14 protein-coding genes are annotated in these 16,003 nt (G+C 68.8%); 2 read left to right on the top strand and 12 right to left on the bottom strand.

Annotation, left to right across the window (positions count from 1 at the left end; translation table 11 throughout):
• The 6 genes from EDF47_RS00425 to EDF47_RS00400 form a co-directional block, all read right to left on the bottom strand.
• A complete protein-coding gene (locus EDF47_RS00425) occupies positions 1 to 1,413 on the bottom strand; it encodes a cytochrome ubiquinol oxidase subunit I (protein ID WP_123292497.1) in 1,413 nt (470 codons plus the stop codon).
• A 274-nt stretch (positions 1,414 to 1,687) separates the two neighbouring features.
• Positions 1,688 to 2,608, bottom strand: a complete 921-nt coding sequence (locus EDF47_RS00420) for an ABC transporter substrate-binding protein (protein ID WP_133938205.1) — start codon at positions 2,606 to 2,608, stop codon at positions 1,688 to 1,690.
• Entirely contained in the window at positions 2,605 to 3,333 is a 729-nt protein-coding gene (locus tag EDF47_RS00415) for an ABC transporter permease (RefSeq protein WP_111085762.1), read from the bottom strand. The genes EDF47_RS00420 and EDF47_RS00415 overlap by 4 nt, the downstream gene beginning before the upstream one ends.
• A complete protein-coding gene (locus EDF47_RS00410; protein ID WP_123292494.1) occupies positions 3,330 to 4,046 on the bottom strand; it encodes an ABC transporter permease subunit in 717 nt (238 codons plus the stop codon). Before EDF47_RS00410 ends, EDF47_RS00415 begins: the two co-directional genes overlap by 4 nt.
• Positions 4,043 to 4,966, bottom strand: a complete 924-nt coding sequence (locus EDF47_RS00405) for an ATP-binding cassette domain-containing protein (RefSeq protein WP_123292493.1) — start codon at positions 4,964 to 4,966, stop codon at positions 4,043 to 4,045. Before EDF47_RS00405 ends, EDF47_RS00410 begins: the two co-directional genes overlap by 4 nt.
• Before the next feature lie 215 nt (positions 4,967 to 5,181).
• Entirely contained in the window at positions 5,182 to 5,829 is a 648-nt protein-coding gene (locus EDF47_RS00400; RefSeq protein WP_166673162.1) for a TetR/AcrR family transcriptional regulator, read from the bottom strand.
• A gap of 139 nt (positions 5,830 to 5,968) precedes the next feature.
• Between EDF47_RS00400 and EDF47_RS00395 the strand changes: the two genes are divergently transcribed.
• Positions 5,969 to 7,033, top strand: coding sequence for a phosphatase domain-containing protein (locus tag EDF47_RS00395; RefSeq protein ID WP_131878956.1), 1,065 nt, complete (start codon positions 5,969 to 5,971; stop codon positions 7,031 to 7,033).
• Positions 7,034 to 7,155: 122 nt separating this feature from the next.
• On the top strand, positions 7,156 to 9,087 hold the full coding sequence (locus tag EDF47_RS00390; RefSeq protein ID WP_131878958.1) for a glycoside hydrolase family 15 protein: 1,932 nt from the start codon (positions 7,156 to 7,158) through the stop codon (positions 9,085 to 9,087).
• Positions 9,088 to 9,189: 102 nt separating this feature from the next.
• Here EDF47_RS00390 and EDF47_RS00385 read toward each other — a convergent pair whose 3' ends face one another.
• The 6 genes from EDF47_RS00385 to EDF47_RS00360 all read right to left on the bottom strand — a co-directional run bounded on the left by EDF47_RS00385 (position 9,190) and on the right by EDF47_RS00360 (position 15,994).
• Positions 9,190 to 10,563 (bottom strand): glucose-6-phosphate dehydrogenase, encoded by a 1,374-nt coding sequence (locus tag EDF47_RS00385; RefSeq protein ID WP_133938203.1) that lies wholly within the window; start codon positions 10,561 to 10,563, stop codon positions 9,190 to 9,192.
• A gap of 233 nt (positions 10,564 to 10,796) precedes the next feature.
• On the bottom strand, positions 10,797 to 11,213 hold the full coding sequence (locus EDF47_RS00380) for a cytochrome c oxidase subunit 4 (RefSeq protein WP_111085768.1): 417 nt from the start codon (positions 11,211 to 11,213) through the stop codon (positions 10,797 to 10,799).
• 4 nt (positions 11,214 to 11,217) lie between these two features.
• The gene (gene ctaD, locus EDF47_RS00375; RefSeq protein WP_173168381.1) at positions 11,218 to 12,954 is read right to left on the bottom strand and encodes a cytochrome c oxidase subunit I; all 1,737 of its coding nucleotides are present in this window, start codon (positions 12,952 to 12,954) and stop codon (positions 11,218 to 11,220) included.
• Between the two features lie 11 nt (positions 12,955 to 12,965).
• Positions 12,966 to 13,868, bottom strand: a complete 903-nt coding sequence (coxB, locus tag EDF47_RS00370; RefSeq protein ID WP_111085770.1) for a cytochrome c oxidase subunit II — start codon at positions 13,866 to 13,868, stop codon at positions 12,966 to 12,968.
• 268 nt (positions 13,869 to 14,136) lie between these two features.
• Complete coding sequence (locus tag EDF47_RS00365; RefSeq protein ID WP_111085771.1) at positions 14,137 to 14,508, bottom strand: iron-sulfur cluster assembly accessory protein; 372 nt, start codon at positions 14,506 to 14,508, stop codon at positions 14,137 to 14,139.
• 58 nt (positions 14,509 to 14,566) lie between these two features.
• The gene (locus tag EDF47_RS00360) at positions 14,567 to 15,994 is read right to left on the bottom strand and encodes a dipeptidase (protein ID WP_131878960.1); all 1,428 of its coding nucleotides are present in this window, start codon (positions 15,992 to 15,994) and stop codon (positions 14,567 to 14,569) included.
• Positions 15,995 to 16,003: the final 9 nt, after the last annotated feature.

The following is a 16,003-nucleotide window of genomic DNA, read 5'->3' as shown; positions in this document are numbered from 1 at the left end:
TCAGTACACCGTCACTTCGTGCTTGACCTCGCCGGTCTCCTCGTCGACCTCTGCCGGAGCGGCAGGGCCCTCTTGCGCGACCTTCTTGATGAGCTTGAACTCGACCACCGCCAGCGAGCCGTAGATCACGGTGAACACGACGAGCGAGATGAGGACCTCGAGCCCGGTCACGTTCGGCGAGACGCCGTCGCTGGTCTTGAGCAACCCGAACACGAGCCACGGCTGGCGACCCATCTCGGTGAAGATCCAGCCGACGATCATCGCGGCCATCGGGAGCGGGACGGTCCAGGTGGCGACGCGCCAGATCCAGCGCTTCGTCGGGAACCGGCCCTTGCGGGTCAGCCAGAGGCCGGCGAGCGACACCATGACCGCACCGACGCCGAGCGCGATCATCCAGCGGAACGACCAGTAGGTGACCCAGATGATCGGCTTGTAGTCGCCGGGCCCGTACACCTGGGTGTACTGCGCCTGCAGGTCGTTGATGCCCTCGACCGTGCCGTTGAAGGTGTGCGTGGACAGGAACGACAGCAGGTAGGGCACCCGGATCGAGAACAGTTCGTGCACGCCGTCGGGGGTGCCGAGCGTGAAGATCGAGAACGAGGCGTCCTTGCCGGTCGCCGTGTTGTAGAGCGCTTCGGCCGCGGCCATCTTCATCGGCTGGGTGTCGACCATGGTCAGGCCGAGCTGGTCGCCGGTGAGCACCGTCAGGGCCCCCGCAGCCACCATGGTCCACATGCCGAACTTGAGCGCCGGCATCATCGTCTCGAGGTTCTGGTTCCGCGCCAGGTGGTAGGCGGCGACCGAGATGATCACTGCTGCGGCGACCATGAAGCAGGCGAACAACGTGTGCGGGAAGGCGGCGAGGGCGACCTTGTTGCCGAGGACCGCCCAGATGTCGGTGAGCTCCGCGCGGCCCTTGGCCTCGTTCATCGAGAAGCCGACCGGGTGCTGCATGAACGCGTTCGCGGCGATGATGAAGTACGCCGACATGATCGTGCCGGCGCTGACGCACCAGATGCTCGCCAGGTGCAGTCCCTTCGGCAAGCGGTCCCAGCCGAAGATCCAGACGCCGATGAACGCGGCTTCGAAGAAGAAGGCCAGGATCCCCTCGAGCGCGAGCGGGGCGCCGAAGACGTCACCGACGAAGCGCGAGTAGTTCGACCAGTTCATGCCGAACTGGAACTCCTGCACGATGCCCGTCACGACGCCCATCGCGAAGTTGATCAGGAAGATGCGTCCGAAGAACCGGGTCAGCTGCAGGTAATGCGCGCGACCGGTCCGGTACCAGGCGGTCTGGAACACGGCCACCACGGCGGCCATGCCGATCGTCAGCGGGACGAAGAGGAAGTGGTAGATGGTCGTCAGACCGAACTGCCACCGCGACAGGATGAGCGGGTCGAGGAGGTCGGTCATGCGGCACTTCCCAGTCGGGTCGCCGCGCGCAGTCGGTGCACGTCAGTGTCTTCCTGTGGAACGGATACATCAGATGTCACAGCCGTTGGGACTCTTCAACGGTACCGCGTCACCACCGACTTCGACAACTTGTAGAAATGTTCCCTGCACGAACGTGCAAGGGTGCTGCACGGCACAACCGTGCGGCACGGATGTGCCGATCCCCGCTCCGCCGAACGACGACAGGCGCCGGGCAGTTGCCCGACGCCTGTCGTCTAACGCACGAGGACTGCTGTTACAGCAGGCCCTCGTCGGTCAGGAACTCCTTGGCGATGGTGGACGCCTTCTCCTTGTCCGCCGTGCTCTTGGTGTTGAGCTCGATCAGGGCCTCGGGCGTCAGCTTCTCGTTGACCGAGTCGATCGCGTCCGCGGCCTTGTCGTTCACCTTGTCGGAGACGACGGGGATGACGTTCTGCGGCAGGATCAGGTTCTCCGGGTCCTCGAGCGTGACGAAGTCGTTCGCCTTGATGCTCGGGTCGGCGCTGTAGATGTCGGCGAGCTGGACGGTGCCGTCCTTCAGCGCCTTGACCGTCAGGGCTCCGCCGGAGTCCTCGACCGCCTTGAAGTCGACGTCGACGCCGTAGACCGACTTCAGGCCCTTCGGACCGTACGGACGGGTCTGGAACTCGGAGTTCGCGCCGACGGTGAGCTTCGACGTGACGTCCTTCAGGTCGGCCAGGCTCGTCACGTCGTTGTCCTCGGAGAACTTCTTCGTGACGGTGTAGCCGTCCTGGTCGGTCGCCTCGGCCTCGTCGAGGACCCGGAGGCCCTTCGGCAGCGCCGTCTCGAGGCCGTCGTCGATCTGGTCGGCGGTCTTCGCCGTGGAGTCCTTGTCGAAGTACTGCAGCAGGTTGCCGCTGTACTCGGGCATGACGTCGATCGCGCCCTTCTCGAGCTGCGGGATGTAGACCTCGCGCTGCCCGATGTTGAAGTTGCGCTTGACCTCGAAGCCGTTCTTCTCGAGGACCTGTGCGTACAGCTCGGCGATGATCTCGTTCGAGTAGTACTGCTGCGAGCCGACGACGATCGTCTTGGAGTCGGACGACGCGCTGGAGCCGCTGTCGAGCGGGTCGCTCGACGCGCAGCCGGTCAGGGCGGCGGCGACGCCCAGTGCGAGCGCTGCTGCGACGCCCGCACGGATCTTTGCTGTGATCACGATGGATTTCCTTCCGGGATGGGATTGCGGGCTCGCTCGCGCGATCCCTGGCGCTGCCGGGCCGACGGGTCGGCGGTGCCCTTGGGCACCGACGCCCGCTGCAGCACGGCGAACACGATCTCGAACGCGATCGCGAGTGCGATCACGAGGATGGAGGCGCCGAGCATCTCGGCGTAGTCCTGGGTCTTCAGACCGAGGAAGAAGTAGCCGCCGAGGCCGCCGGCACCGACGTACGCGGCGAGCGTCGCCGTGGCCACGACCTGCAGCACGGCTGCGCGGAAGCCGCCGATCAGCAGGGGCAGGCCGAGCGGGACCTCGACCTTCCACAGGATCTGCCACCCCGTCATGCCCTGGGCCTTGGCGGCGTCGACGGTCACGGGTTCGACCGACTCGATGCCCGAGTACGCACCGGCCAGCACCGAGGGGATGGCGAGCACGACGAGCGCCAGGAGCGGAGCCTGCAGGCCGATGCCGAGCAGGAGCCCGAACAGGGAGAGCACGCCGAGCGTCGGCAGTGCGCGGATCCCGCCGGACACGGCGATCGAGAAGCCCCGTGCGCGGCGCGTGTGGCCGATGGCGTACCCGATCGGCACGGCGATCACCGAGGCGATCACCACGGCGAGCAGCGTGATCCAGATGTGCTCCCAGAGGCGGCCGGGGATCGCGTTGTACCCGGAGTAGTTGGTGGGGTCGAAGACCCAGGCGAAGGCCTGTCCGATGATCACGAGGCGACCTCCGCTGCTTGCAGGACACGGCGGGTCCGGCGACGCGACACCGAGGTCGTCCGGGTCCACGGCATGACGATCCGGCCGAGCAGCACCAGGATCCCGTCGAGCACGAACGCCAGGACGAGGACCATGACGATGCCGGAGATGATCTCCTCGTAGATCCCGCGGCCGAGGCCGTCCGTGAACAGCGAGCCGAGGCTCTGGATGCCCAGGACGGCGCCGACGGTGGTCAGCGAGATCGTGGACACCGAGACCACCCGCAGCCCGGCGAGCAGCACCGGCCCGGCCAGCGGCAGTTCGACGCGGAAGAACCGCTGCGCCGACGAGTACCCCATCGCGGTCGAGGCCGACTTCGTCCCCGAGTCCACCGAGGTGAGCCCGTCGACGGTCGACCGGACCATGAGCGCGAGGCCGTACAGGGTCAACCCGATCACGACGTTGACCGGGCTCTGCAGCCCGGTGCCGATGATGCCCGGCAGCGCCACGAACAGCGCCAGGGACGGGATCGCGTAGAGCAGCCCGGCGAACGTCACGATGCCGCTGCCGACACCCGAGGCGAACCGCGATCCACCGGGGCGCTGGAGGCGGACGACGAGCCAGCCGATGGGGATGGACAGCAGGAACGCGATGATGATCGGCGGGATGGCGATGGCCAGGTGCGCGACCGTGGCGTCACGGATCGTGTCCAGGTTCGCGAGGACCCACTTCACCGCGTGCCCTCACCCTGCGCCGGAGCACCCGGGGCGTCGAGCGACGCTCCGGCCTGGTTCGATGCGGGGTCGGCCTGCACCGCTGCGGCGGCGTCGACGACGTTGACCGGTCCGGTGAGGACACCGGCTGCACGCCCGTCGCCGTCCACGACGATGGGGCCCGTGGGGGTGTGCTCGACGCGCAGCGACCGACGCCCACGGCCCACACCGATGAAGTTCGCGACGAAGTCGTCCGCCGGCTCGGCGAGGATCTCGGACGGCGTGCCCTGCTGGGCGATCTCGCCGCCCTTCTTCAGGATGACGACCTGGTCGCCGAGCTTGAACGCCTCGTCGATGTCGTGCGTCACGAACACGACGGTCTTGCCGAGTTCACGCTGCAGGCGGATGAGCTCGTCCTGCAGGTCGTTGCGGACCAGCGGGTCGACGGCGCCGAAGGGCTCGTCCATGAGCAGGATGTTCGGGTCGACGGCGAGGCCGCGGGCCACACCGACGCGCTGCTGCTGCCCGCCGGACAGCTGGGACGGGTACCGGTCGGCGAACGCCCGGTCGAGTCCCACGGTGTCCATGAGCTCGAGCGCACGCGTGCGGGCGTCGGCCTTCGACACCCCGGTGAGCAGGGGCACGGTCGCGATGTTGTCGACGACCTTGCGGTGCGGCAGCAGACCGGAGTTCTGCATGACGTACCCGATGCTCCGCCGGAGCTTCACGGGGTCGACGCCGGAGACGTCGGATCCGTCGATCTGCACGGAACCCGAGGTGGGGTCGACCATGCGGTTGATCATCCGGAGCAGCGTCGTCTTGCCGCAGCCGCTGGAGCCGACGAAGACGGTCGTGGTCCGGGACGGGATCACGAGGTCGAAGTCGTCGACCGCGGTGGTGCCGTCCGGGTAGGTCTTTCGTACCGAGCGGAACTCGATCATGGGTGCCCTTCTGTTCGGAGGTAGCCCGACTCCGGATGAGAGTACCCGTCGGGTCCGACAGCGGTTCACCCGTTCCGGCACGCGGCGCGTCCCGGACAGGTGCGCACCGCCGTGGACCGGACCGAGCGCACGACGGAACCAGCGCGGACGACGACGCCCGCGCCTCCTGTTCGGAAGCACGGGCGTCGTCGGATGGGTGCGGGACCCCGCGGCGGTCAGCCGGCGGCGACCACGGACTCCATGTGGGCACGGCTCATCGTGCGGTACTCGGCGATGAGCGCCGAGTCGGGGTGCTCGCGGTCGCGGTGCGCCCGCGCCAGCACGGCGTGGCCGGACTCGGCCAGCACGACCCAGGCACGTGCGATGCGCTCGTTGTCGGGCAGCCCGAACCGGTCGCGCATGATCTGCCCGACGGCGGCGCCGAGCGCTCCCATGCGGTCCTCGGCGTCACCGGTGCCGGTGTCCGCGGTGTCGCCGAAGCGGATCGCGCGGAACCCGGGCTCGGTGCGGTACAGCTCGGCGGTCTCGTCGATCAGCGCGTCGCAGGCCTGCTGCCAGGTCTCCGCGCCGCTCGCGTCGAGCGCCGCGACGAAGCGCGCGGCGAGCCGCTGCGTGCAGCGGATCGCGAGCGCGTCGACCACGGCGATGCGGTCCGGGAAGTAGCGGTAGACGGTGCCGATGGACGCGCCGGCCCGCTCGGCGACCATCGCGGTCGTGAGTCGCTCGAACCCGATCTCGTCGATCACCGCGGCAGCAGCGTCGAGCAGACCCGCGAGGCGCGCCGAACTGCGGGCTTGGACCGGCTCGTTCCTGAGCAGTGATGATCCCCCCGGCAGAGCGTTCGTTACCTCGGTGACGAGCACGTGTTCTCCTCTTGCGCTCCAGCGCGGTTCGTTGGTGTGACGAGGACGATTTTCGCAGAGACCGGCTGGAACATGGCTGCGACTCACCACAGGTGCCGCGGGACGTGGACTTCCGGGTCCTGCATGGGATGATGGGGCGATGCCCGACCCGACGCCCCACGAGCCGTCGTTGGCCGAGCCGCTCCTGCACCGCGCGGCCCGCATCGAGGACGCCGTCCAGGAGTTCCGCGAGCACCGCGCCCGAAGCCGTGGCCTGGTCCCGACCGTCGTCCCCTACACCGGCTACGGCGCTCCCGGCTGGGTCCGCATCCTCTGCCGCGTGCTGCTGACCCGCCGTGGCCTCGCCTCCGACGTCTCGTACGCCGGTGTCCGCGGGTGGAAGAGCTTCACGAGCGTCGCGGTCGACCACGCCGAGGTCACCGTCACCGCCGGTGGGGTCTCGCACGTCGTCGAGACCGACCGTGGCGGGGTCGTCGACACCATCGTGCCGATCGACCTCGAGCCGGGCTGGCGCACCGTCCGGTTGTCGGCCGGCGGCGGGCGCGACGTCGAGGCGGACGTGTTCGTCGTGCACCCCGACACCCGCTTCGGGTTGCTGTCCGACATCGACGACACCGTCATGGTGACCTCGCTCCCCCGTCCGATGCTGGCGGCGTGGAACTCCTTCGTCCTCACCGAGCACGCCCGCCGCCCCGTGCCGGGCATGTCCGTGCTGTACGAACGCGTGCAGGCGCAGCACCCCGGCTCCCCGACCGTGTACCTGTCCACCGGTGCCTGGAACGTCGCGCCGACCCTGCAGCGCTTCCTGACCCGCAACATGTACCCGTCCGGCACGCTCCTGCTCACCGACTGGGGCCCCACGCACGACCGGTTCTTCCGGAGCGGGCAGCTGCACAAGCAGCAGAACCTGCGGCGCCTGGCGAAGGACTTCCCGGACGTGCAGTGGCTGCTCGTCGGCGACGACGGCCAGCACGACGAGTCGCTGTACGGCGAGTTCGCCCGCGAGCACCCGGAGAACGTCGCGGGCGTCGCCATCCGGCAGCTGTCCACGAGCGAGGCGGTCCTGGCCGGCGGACGCTCCCGGGCGCAGGAACGCTCCCGCGACACCTCGGCGCCGTGGGTCTACGCACCCGACGGTGCCGGGCTCTGGTCCGAACTCGCGCGGGTCGGGCTCGCCGAGGCGGACGCCTCCGACCCGACCTGAGCGAGGCTTCATGCACACCGACGGCACACTGCCGCCAGACGGCCGACGGCACGCGGCCGCCAGAGGGCCAGCGGACCGTCCGCGCGGCCACGACGCTCGGCCTCCGGGTGTTCGATCGGGGCATGAGCACCGACACGGACCGGACCGCCGACACCGAGCGAGCACCCGCGCCCCCCGCGACTCCCCCGAACCTGATCGAGGACCACGCCGTCATCGGCGACACCTCGACCGCCGCGCTCGTCGGTCGCGACGGCACGATCGACTGGGCGTGCCTGCCGCGCTTCGACAGCGCCGCCACGTTCGCCTCGCTGCTCGGCTCCGAGGACCACGGGCACTGGACGCTCCGACCGACCGACCCCGCCGCGACGGCGCACCGGAAGTACCGCGGCGACACGCTCGTCCTGTCGACGGTCTGGACCACGGCGGACGGTGCCGTCGAGGTGACCGAGTTCATGCCCGTCGGCGCCCACCGCCCGTCCATCGTCCGGCGTGTCCGCGGCCTGAGCGGCACGGTCGAGGTGCAGCAGACCCTGCGGATCCGGTTCGACTACGCCCTCGCGCTGCCGTGGGTGCGCCAGATCGGCGGCGACGAGGACCCTGCACTGCTCGCCACCGCCGGCCCCGGGTCGGTCATCGTGCGCGGCCCGCGCTTCCGGGCCTCGGACCACCGGCACACGGCCACCGCGACGATCCACGACGGTGACGTGCTCGACACCGTGCTCACCTGGTACCCCTCGCACCGCGAGCCCCCGGAGCCCGTCGACGTCGACGCCGAACTCCACCGCACCGTGACGTGGTGGACGGACTGGATGGCGACGGCGCGCACCGAGGGACGCTACGCCGACGCCGCCCGCCGCTCACTCTTGCTGCTCCGCGCGATGACCCACGGCGAGACCGGCGGCGTGGTGGCCGCCGTGACCACGAGCCTGCCGGAGGACCCGGGCGGTGAACGCAACTGGGACTACCGCTACGTCTGGCTCCGCGACGCCTCCCTCGCCCTCGCCTCGCTCATCGCGCACGGCTACCGCGACGAGGCGGCTCACTGGCGCGGCTGGTTGCTCCGCGCCATCGCGGGCGACCCCGCCGACGTGCAGATCATGTACGGCATCGCCGGGGAGCGCGAACTGCCGGAACGGGAGCTCCCGCACCTGCCCGGGTACGCCGGCTCGACGCCCGTCCGGGTCGGCAACGGCGCGTACACGCAGTACCAGGGCGACGTGTTCGGCGAGGTCCTGGCCGCCCTGCACGACGCCCGCGAGCTCGGGGTCGAGGAGAACGCCGACTCGTGGGCACTGCAGCGCGCCCTGCTCGGCTACGTCGAGGAGCACTGGCAGGAGCCCGACAACGGCATCTGGGAGATGCGCGGCCCGCGACGGCACTTCACGCACTCGCGCGCGATGATCTGGGCCGCGTTCGACCGTGGGGTCGCCGCGGTCGAGGAGTTCGGTCTCGAAGGGCCCGTGGACCGCTGGCGCACCCTGCGCGACCAGGTCCGGGCCGAGATCGAGGAGCACGGCTGGAACGCTGCACGCGGCAGCTACCGGCAGCACTACGACACCGACGAGGTCGACGCGAGCCTGCTCGTCCTGCCGCAGATCGGCTACGTCTCCGCCCACGACGCCCGCATGACCGGCACCGTCGCCGCCATCGAGCAGGACCTGTCCACCGGCGCCGACGGCCTCGTGCTGCGGTACCGGACGTCGTCGGGGTTCGACGGGCTCGCCGGCGCGGAGCACCCGTTCCTGGCGTGCTCGTTCTGGCTGGTCGAGCAGTACGCGGCATCGGGGCGGATCGACGACGCCGAGCGCCTCATGGACGTGCTCGTCGGGTACGCCAACGACGTCGGCATGCTCTCCGAGGAGATCGACGTCGCCACCGGACACCACGTCGGCAACACGCCGCAGGTGCTGTCGCACCTGACGCTCGTGTCCGCGTCGGACGCGATCGCGCGGGCGCGGGGCGCGTCGACCGGGCACCGCACGCGGCTGCCCGTACACGACGGTGGCACCCGCTCGTGGACCGGCGAGGGCGAGCGGGCGGGCAACCCCGCCTGATGCGGTGGTCCTGACCACGAAACGGACGGGAGGCACGGTGCCAGCTGGCACCGTGCCTCCCGTCCGCAGTTCCGCCCGTTCAGGGCGCGACGGTCACGTCCGTCAGGACGACGACTCCCAGTCCGCCGGGCCGCGCGAACCGGCGCGGTACTCCTCGAGCGGGACCTCGTCGGCCTTCCATGCCTTGACGACCGGCTCGACGATCTCCCAGCAGCGCTCGGCCACGTCGCCGCGGATCGAAAGCAGCGGGTCGTCGTGGAAGATGCCGTTCAGGACCTCGCCGTAGGGGGTCAGCTCGCCGTCGCTGAACGACGACGACAGGGTGACCTGGCCCATCTCGAACGGGTTGCCACCGCCGTTGGCCGACACGGTCAGCTCGATCTCGTCCGGGTTCAGGACGATGCGGAGCGTGTCCGCCTTCGGGCGACCGCTCAGGCCGGAGGGCAGGCGCGTGACCGGCTTGAAGGTGATCAGCACCTCCTTCCGGCTGTTGCCGAGTGCCTTGCCGGACCGCAGCGTGAGCGGGACGCCCTTCCAACGGGCGGTGTCGACCTCGACCGAGATCTCGGCGAGCGTCTCGGTGCTCCGCGACTTGTCGACGCCGTCCTCGTCCTGGTACGACGGCAGCTCCTTGCCATCGATCGTGCCGGCCGTGTAGACGGCACGGCGCGACGCGATCTTCGCGTCGTCACCCTTGAGCCGCGTCGAACGGAGCACCCGGGCCAGGGACGAGCGGAACTCGACCGCGTCGATGTCCGCCGGGGCGTCCATCGTCACGATGCCGAGGATCTGCAGCAGGTGCGACTGGATCATGTCGACCATCGCGCCGGCCTCGTCGTAGTACTGGGCGCGGTTCTCGAGACCGAGGGTCTCGTCGTAGAAGACGTCGACCTTCTCGATGTTGTCGGCGTTCCAGATCGGCTCGAACAGGCGGTTCGCGAAGCGCAGACCGATGATGTTCAGGACCGTGGTGCGTCCGAGGAAGTGGTCGGTGCGGTGCACGCGCTCTTCCGGGACCAGCTTCAGCACGGTCTCGTTGAGGGCCTGGGCGCTCGCGACGTCGGTGCCGAACGGCTTCTCGAAGGCGAGGGTGGTGCCAGCGGGGAGCTCGACCTGCTGCAGTGCCTCGCAGATGTCGGAGGCGATCTGCGGGGGCAGGGCGAAGTAGAGGATCGGCTCGGCCTCGGCCGCGTCGAGCAGTGCCGTGAGGTGCTCCGGGTCGGTGGGGTCGCCCTGGATGAACTGGGTCGACGCGAGCGTGGCGTCGACCTCGGGGCCCTTCACGTCCTGCGACGCGAAGGACTTCGTGACGATGTCCTTCCACTGCTCTTCGCTGCGGGCGCTGCGGCCCGTGCCGATGAGCTGGACGGGAACCGCTCGACCGCTCTGCAGGAACGTGCCGAGGCCCGGCAGCAGCAGGCGGGAGGCGAGGTCGCCCGTCGCGCCGAAGATGATGAGGGTGCGCTTGTCGGTCACCTGAGGTGACTCCTTTCGCTGTGGTGGGAGGTCCGCTCCAGTCAAGCCGCGGGCGGGCCCGTTTGTTCCGGATCGGGGACCGGAGATCGTGGGGCGCTGTGGTGTGCAGCGCCGGGTCGTGCGCTGCGTTGGCAGCGCCGGGTCGTGTGCTGTGGTCGTGCAGCGCCTGGACGCACTTCGGGCGGCACCGGATGTGGTGCCGCCCGAAGTGTCAGGTGCGTTGCAGCGTCAGGTCAGTGCCCGAAGTTGCCGCGGTAGTACTCGTAGACCCAGCCGACCAGGGTGACCGCCACCAGGGCGAGTCCGATCGGGACGATCCACAGCCCGGCTGCGACACCGAGGAAGCAGACGGCGACCGCTGCTGCCAGCAGGATGGGCCACCACGACCACGGGCTGAAGTGCCCGAGCTCGGCGTCGCCGTCCTCGATGTTGGCGTCAGGGCGGTCCTCGGGCAGCACGCCGCCCTGGGACGCCATGACCTTGCCGAGGTAGAAGGCGATGAACGCGGACATGATGCCGGTCAGGCCGATCGCCACGGTGCCGACCCACTCCGGGTGGCCGTAGTAGAGCAGCGCCCAGATCGTGTACGCGGCGTCCGCGAGGATGAAGAACCCGAAGAGGATCCAGAACAGGTTGGTGTTCGCGCGCATCGGCTTACTTCACCTCGCCCTTCGCGGCGTCGTAGGTCGGGGCATCCGGGGCGTCCTTCGCGGGGCCGACACCGATCGGCACACCTGCCTCGGGGTGGTTCAGGTCGAAGGCCGGGGACTCGGAACGGATCCGCGGGATCGACGTGAAGTTGTGGCGGGGCGGCGGGCAGCTGGTGGCCCACTCGAGCGAGCGGCCGTAGCCCCACGGGTCGTTCACGGCGACCTTCGGTGCGTTCCGGGCCGTCACGTAGACGTTGAAGATGAACGGCAGGAACGAGATCGCGAGGATCATCGAGCCGATCGTCGACAGCTGGTTCATCCAGGTGAAGCCGTCGTTCGGCAGGTAGGTCGCGTAACGACGCGGCATGCCGATGACGCCCAGCCAGTGCTGGATGAGGAACGTGGTGTGGAACCCGATGAACAGGAGCCAGAAGTGGATCTTGCCGAGACGCTCGTTGAGCATCTTGCCCGTCCACTTCGGCCACCAGAAGTAGAAGCCGGAGAACATCGCGAAGACGACGGTGCCGAAGACCACGTAGTGGAAGTGCGCCACGACGAAGTACGAGTCGGACACGTGGAAGTCGAGCGGCGGCGACGCCAGGATCACACCGGTGAGGCCACCGAACGTGAACGTGATGAGGAAGCCGACGGCCCACAGCAGCGGGGTCTCGAAGGTCACCGAGCCGCGCCACATGGTGCCGACCCAGTTGAAGATCTTCACGCCGGTCGGGACCGCGATGAGCATCGTCATGAGCGAGAACCAGGGCAGCAGGACGCCACCGGTGACGTACATGTGGTGCGCCCAGACCGTGACCGACAGGGCCGCGATCGCGATGGTCGCGTAGACGAGGGTCTTGTACCCGAAGATCGGCTTGCGGCTGAAGACCGGGAAGACCTCGGACACGATGCCGAAGAACGGCAGCGCGATGATGTACACCTCGGGGTGCCCGAAGAACCAGAACAGGTGCTGCCAGAGCAGGGCACCGCCGTTGGCCGGGTTGAAGATCTGCGCGTCGAACACCCGGTCGAGCCCGAGGCCGAACAGCGCGGTGGCGAGCACCGGGAAGGCCATCAGGACGAGCAGCGCCGTCACGAGGGTGTTCCACGTGAAGATCGACATGCGGAACATCGTCAGACCCGGGGCACGCATCGTGATGATGGTGGTGATGAAGTTCACCGCGCCGAGGATCGTCGAGAAGCCGGTCATGCCGAGTCCGAAGACCCAGAGTGTGCCGCCGAGCCCTGGTGTGAACGTCGTGTCACTCAGTGGCGCGTAGGCGAACCAGCCGAACGAGGCCGCACCCTGCGGGGTGAGGAAGCCGCCGACCGCGATGAGCGAGCCGAACAGGTAGAGCCAGAACGCGAAGCCGTTGAGTCGCGGGAAGGCAACGTCGGGAGCACCGATCTGGAGCGGCATGATCGCGTTCGCGAATCCCGAGAAGAGCGGCGTCGCGAACATCAGCAGCATGATCGTGCCGTGCATCGTGAAGAGCTGGTTGTACTGCTCCTTCGTCGCGACCACGTGCAGGCCGGGCTCGAACAGCTGGGCACGGATGACCAGGGCCATCACACCCGCGAGCAGGAAGAAGACGAACGACGCGATCAGGTACATGTACCCGATGGTCTTGTGGTCGGTGGAGGTGATCCACCGGACGATGATGTTGCCCTTCCGGCCCACCTTCGACGCCTGGAAGTCCGGCGAAGCAGTCTGGGTCGGTTGGCCGACGAAAGACGTTGTCATCTGACGAGCCCCTACTTGTTCTCGCTGGACGCCTCGACCGGCGCCTTGTTGTTCGGTTCGTTCGTGTTGGTGTTGTACTCGTCACCGAGGAGCCCGACCTTGCCCTGGTCCTTCAGGGTGTCGAGGTAGTCCTGGTACTGCGCCGGCGTGACGACCTTCACCTGGAAGAGCATCAGCGAGTGGTACTCACCGCAGAGCTCCGCGCACTTGCCCTGGTACGTCCCGAGCTTCTCCGGGATGAAGTACTCCCAGTTCGTCTTGCCGGGGAGCATGTCCTTCTTGTACAGGAAGTCGATGATCCAGAAGGAGTGGTCGACGTCGCGCGAGGAGAGCTCGATCGCGACCTTCTTGCCCTGCGGCAGGTAGAGGGTCGGCAGCTGCGACTCGTCGATGGCGCCCTTGGCGTTCTCTTCTTCCTGGGCCTGGATGCCCTGGTAGTAGACGCTGTCCTCGGGGTTGTCCTTGTTGATGTAGTTGAAGTCCCACGCCCAGCGCTTGCCGTACACGTGCACGGTGGCGTCGGGGTCGTCGAACGGCTTCTCGATCGCGGCCTGGTCCTTCGCGGTGAAGGCGAAGAAGCCGAGCACCAGGATGAGCGGCACGATCGTGTAGAAGATCTCGAGCGGCATGTTGTAGCGCATCTGCACGGGCAGGCCGGTCTGGCCCTTCCGGCGGCGGTACACGATGGCGGCCCAGATGATCAGGCCCCAGACGATGAGACCGACGGCGAGGAGCACCACCCAGCTGGTGGTCCACAGGCCGACGATGCGGCTCGTGTGGTTGGTGACGTCCTTCGTCTCCTCCGTGCCGGGGAGCCATCCGTTCATCTGCTGCTGCGTGCAGCCAGCCAGTGCGATGACCAGACCGACGGCCACCGGGACGGCCGCCCAACGTATACGGCGATTCGAACGCACTGTTACCTCTCGCAAAAGACGTGAGCCCGGAGCCGAACCCGCCGAGCCGCACGAAGGCGACACTTGGCTGGCTCCCAGCTTGATTGGAACACTCCTAGCTTACTCGCAGCTCGGTACCGCTCGCGCACACCCGACACGCTCATCGCCGCGATCCGCACTCCTGACCGGCCGTTTTCCCCGGTCACACTGCGACCGCATCCCCCGACGAACGCGAGCGGGGAGCGACCGTGTCGGTCGCTCCCCGCTCGCGTGTCGGATCGGCTGGTGATCAGTGGAAGCTGTCACCGCACGCGCAGCTGCCCTGCGCGTTCGGGTTGTCGATCGTGAAGCCCTGCTTCTGGATGGTGTCCTCGAAGTCGATCGTCGCGCCATCGAGGTACGGGACGCTCATCTTGTCGACGACGACCTCGACCCCATCGAACTCGGCGGTGACGTCACCGTCGAGCAGGCGCTCGTCGAAGTACAGCTGGTAGATCAGACCCGAGCAGCCCCCGGGCTGGACGGCGAGGCGCAGTCGCAGGTCGTCGCGGCCCTCCTGCTCGAGGAGACTCGCCACCTTGCCGGCCGCGGCGTCGCTCAGGAGGACGCCGTGCGAGGCCGCCTCGGTCACCGGTGCGTCGGTGGTGATGGTGTCGCTCATCGCGCGTCTCCCTCCGGGCGGTGCGGTTCACCGCGCCTGGCCTCGATTGTAAGCACCGTCAGCTGCGCGTCGCGAGCCTGGCGAGCAGGATCGCCTCGGACGCGATGGCCCGGTGCAGGACGCCGAGGTGCTGCGACTCGTTCGGGCTGTGGGCGCGGGTGTCCGGGTCCTCCACCCCGGTGACCAGGATCTGGGCCTCCGGGAACTCCGCGGCGAGGTCCGAGACGAACGGGATCGAGCCGCCGATGCCCTGTTCGACCGCCTCGGCACCCCAGCCCTCGCGCATGGCCGTGCGGGCCTCCTGGACGGCCCAGCCGGCCGTGTCGACGAGGAAGCCGTCGCCGCTGTCCGGCTCGGAGATCTCCATCCGGGCACCGAAGGGCACGTGTGCCCGCAGGTGCCGCTCGACGGCCGCGTACGCCTCCGTGGCGGGTTGGCCGGGTGCGACCCGCACCGACACGCGGGCGGAGACGGTCGGCAGCAGCGTGTTGGAGGCGTTCGCAACGCTCGGCACGTCCATGCCGGTCACGGTGATCGACGGCTGGAACCACATGCGCGACAGGACCTCGCCGGTGCCGATCGGTCGGACGCCCTCGACCAGGGCCGCGTCCACGGCGAGCTCGTCGTCGGTCCGTGCCGGGACGTCGGCATCGTACGAGGTGAGCCCGTCGACGGCGACCGAACCGGCGTCGTCGTGCAGCGACGCGAGCAGCTTGACCATCGGGATCATGGCGTCCGGCGCCGCTCCCCCGAACATCCCGCTGTGGCTGGCGTGCTCGAGGGTCGTCAGGGTGAGCTTGAAGGTGACGTTGCCGCGGAGCGAGACCGTGATCGACGGCACGTCCACCGACCAGTTGTCACTGTCGGCGACCACGATGACGTCGGCTGCCAGGCGCTCCTTCTGGTCGGCGAGGAAGGTGCGGAAGGACCGGGAGCCGAACTCCTCCTCGCCCTCGACGAACAGGACGACACCGAGGTCGAGGTCGTCGCCGAACTGCGCGTGGATCGCTCGGAGTGACGCGATGTGGGTCATCACACCGGCCTTGTCGTCCGAGGCGCCGCGACCGTACAGCCGGTCACCGCGGAGGGTCGGCTCGAACGGCGGCGTCTCCCACAGGGCGTCGTCGCCCTGCGGCTGCACGTCGTGGTGGGCGTAGAGCATGACGGTCGGCTTGCCGTTCCGGGCCGGGCGGACGGCGAGCACGGCGGGCTGACCGAGCTCGAGCGGCTCGTCGTCGCTGATGGCCGAACGGATGATCTCCACCTCGTCCTCGGCGAAGACACCGGTGCTCAGCGCCAGGTCCGCCACGGCACGCGCGCTCGCGAGCACGTGCGACTCGTCGAACGCCGACCACGACACCGACGGGATCCGCACCAGCGCGGACAGATCGGCGATCGTCGTGGGCAGTGCACCCTGCACCTGTTCGCGCAGGGCGTCGAGGAGAGCGGGGTCGGTCGCGGAGCTGGGCTGTGCGGTGTCGGTCATGCCCGGTAA

Source organism: Curtobacterium sp. PhB190 (genome assembly GCF_004365385.1).
In the GTDB taxonomy this organism is placed as follows: Bacteria; Actinomycetota; Actinomycetes; order Actinomycetales; family Microbacteriaceae; genus Curtobacterium.
The sequence above is the reverse complement of the archived record's forward strand: the minus strand, read 5'-3'. Positions and strand labels throughout refer to the sequence as shown.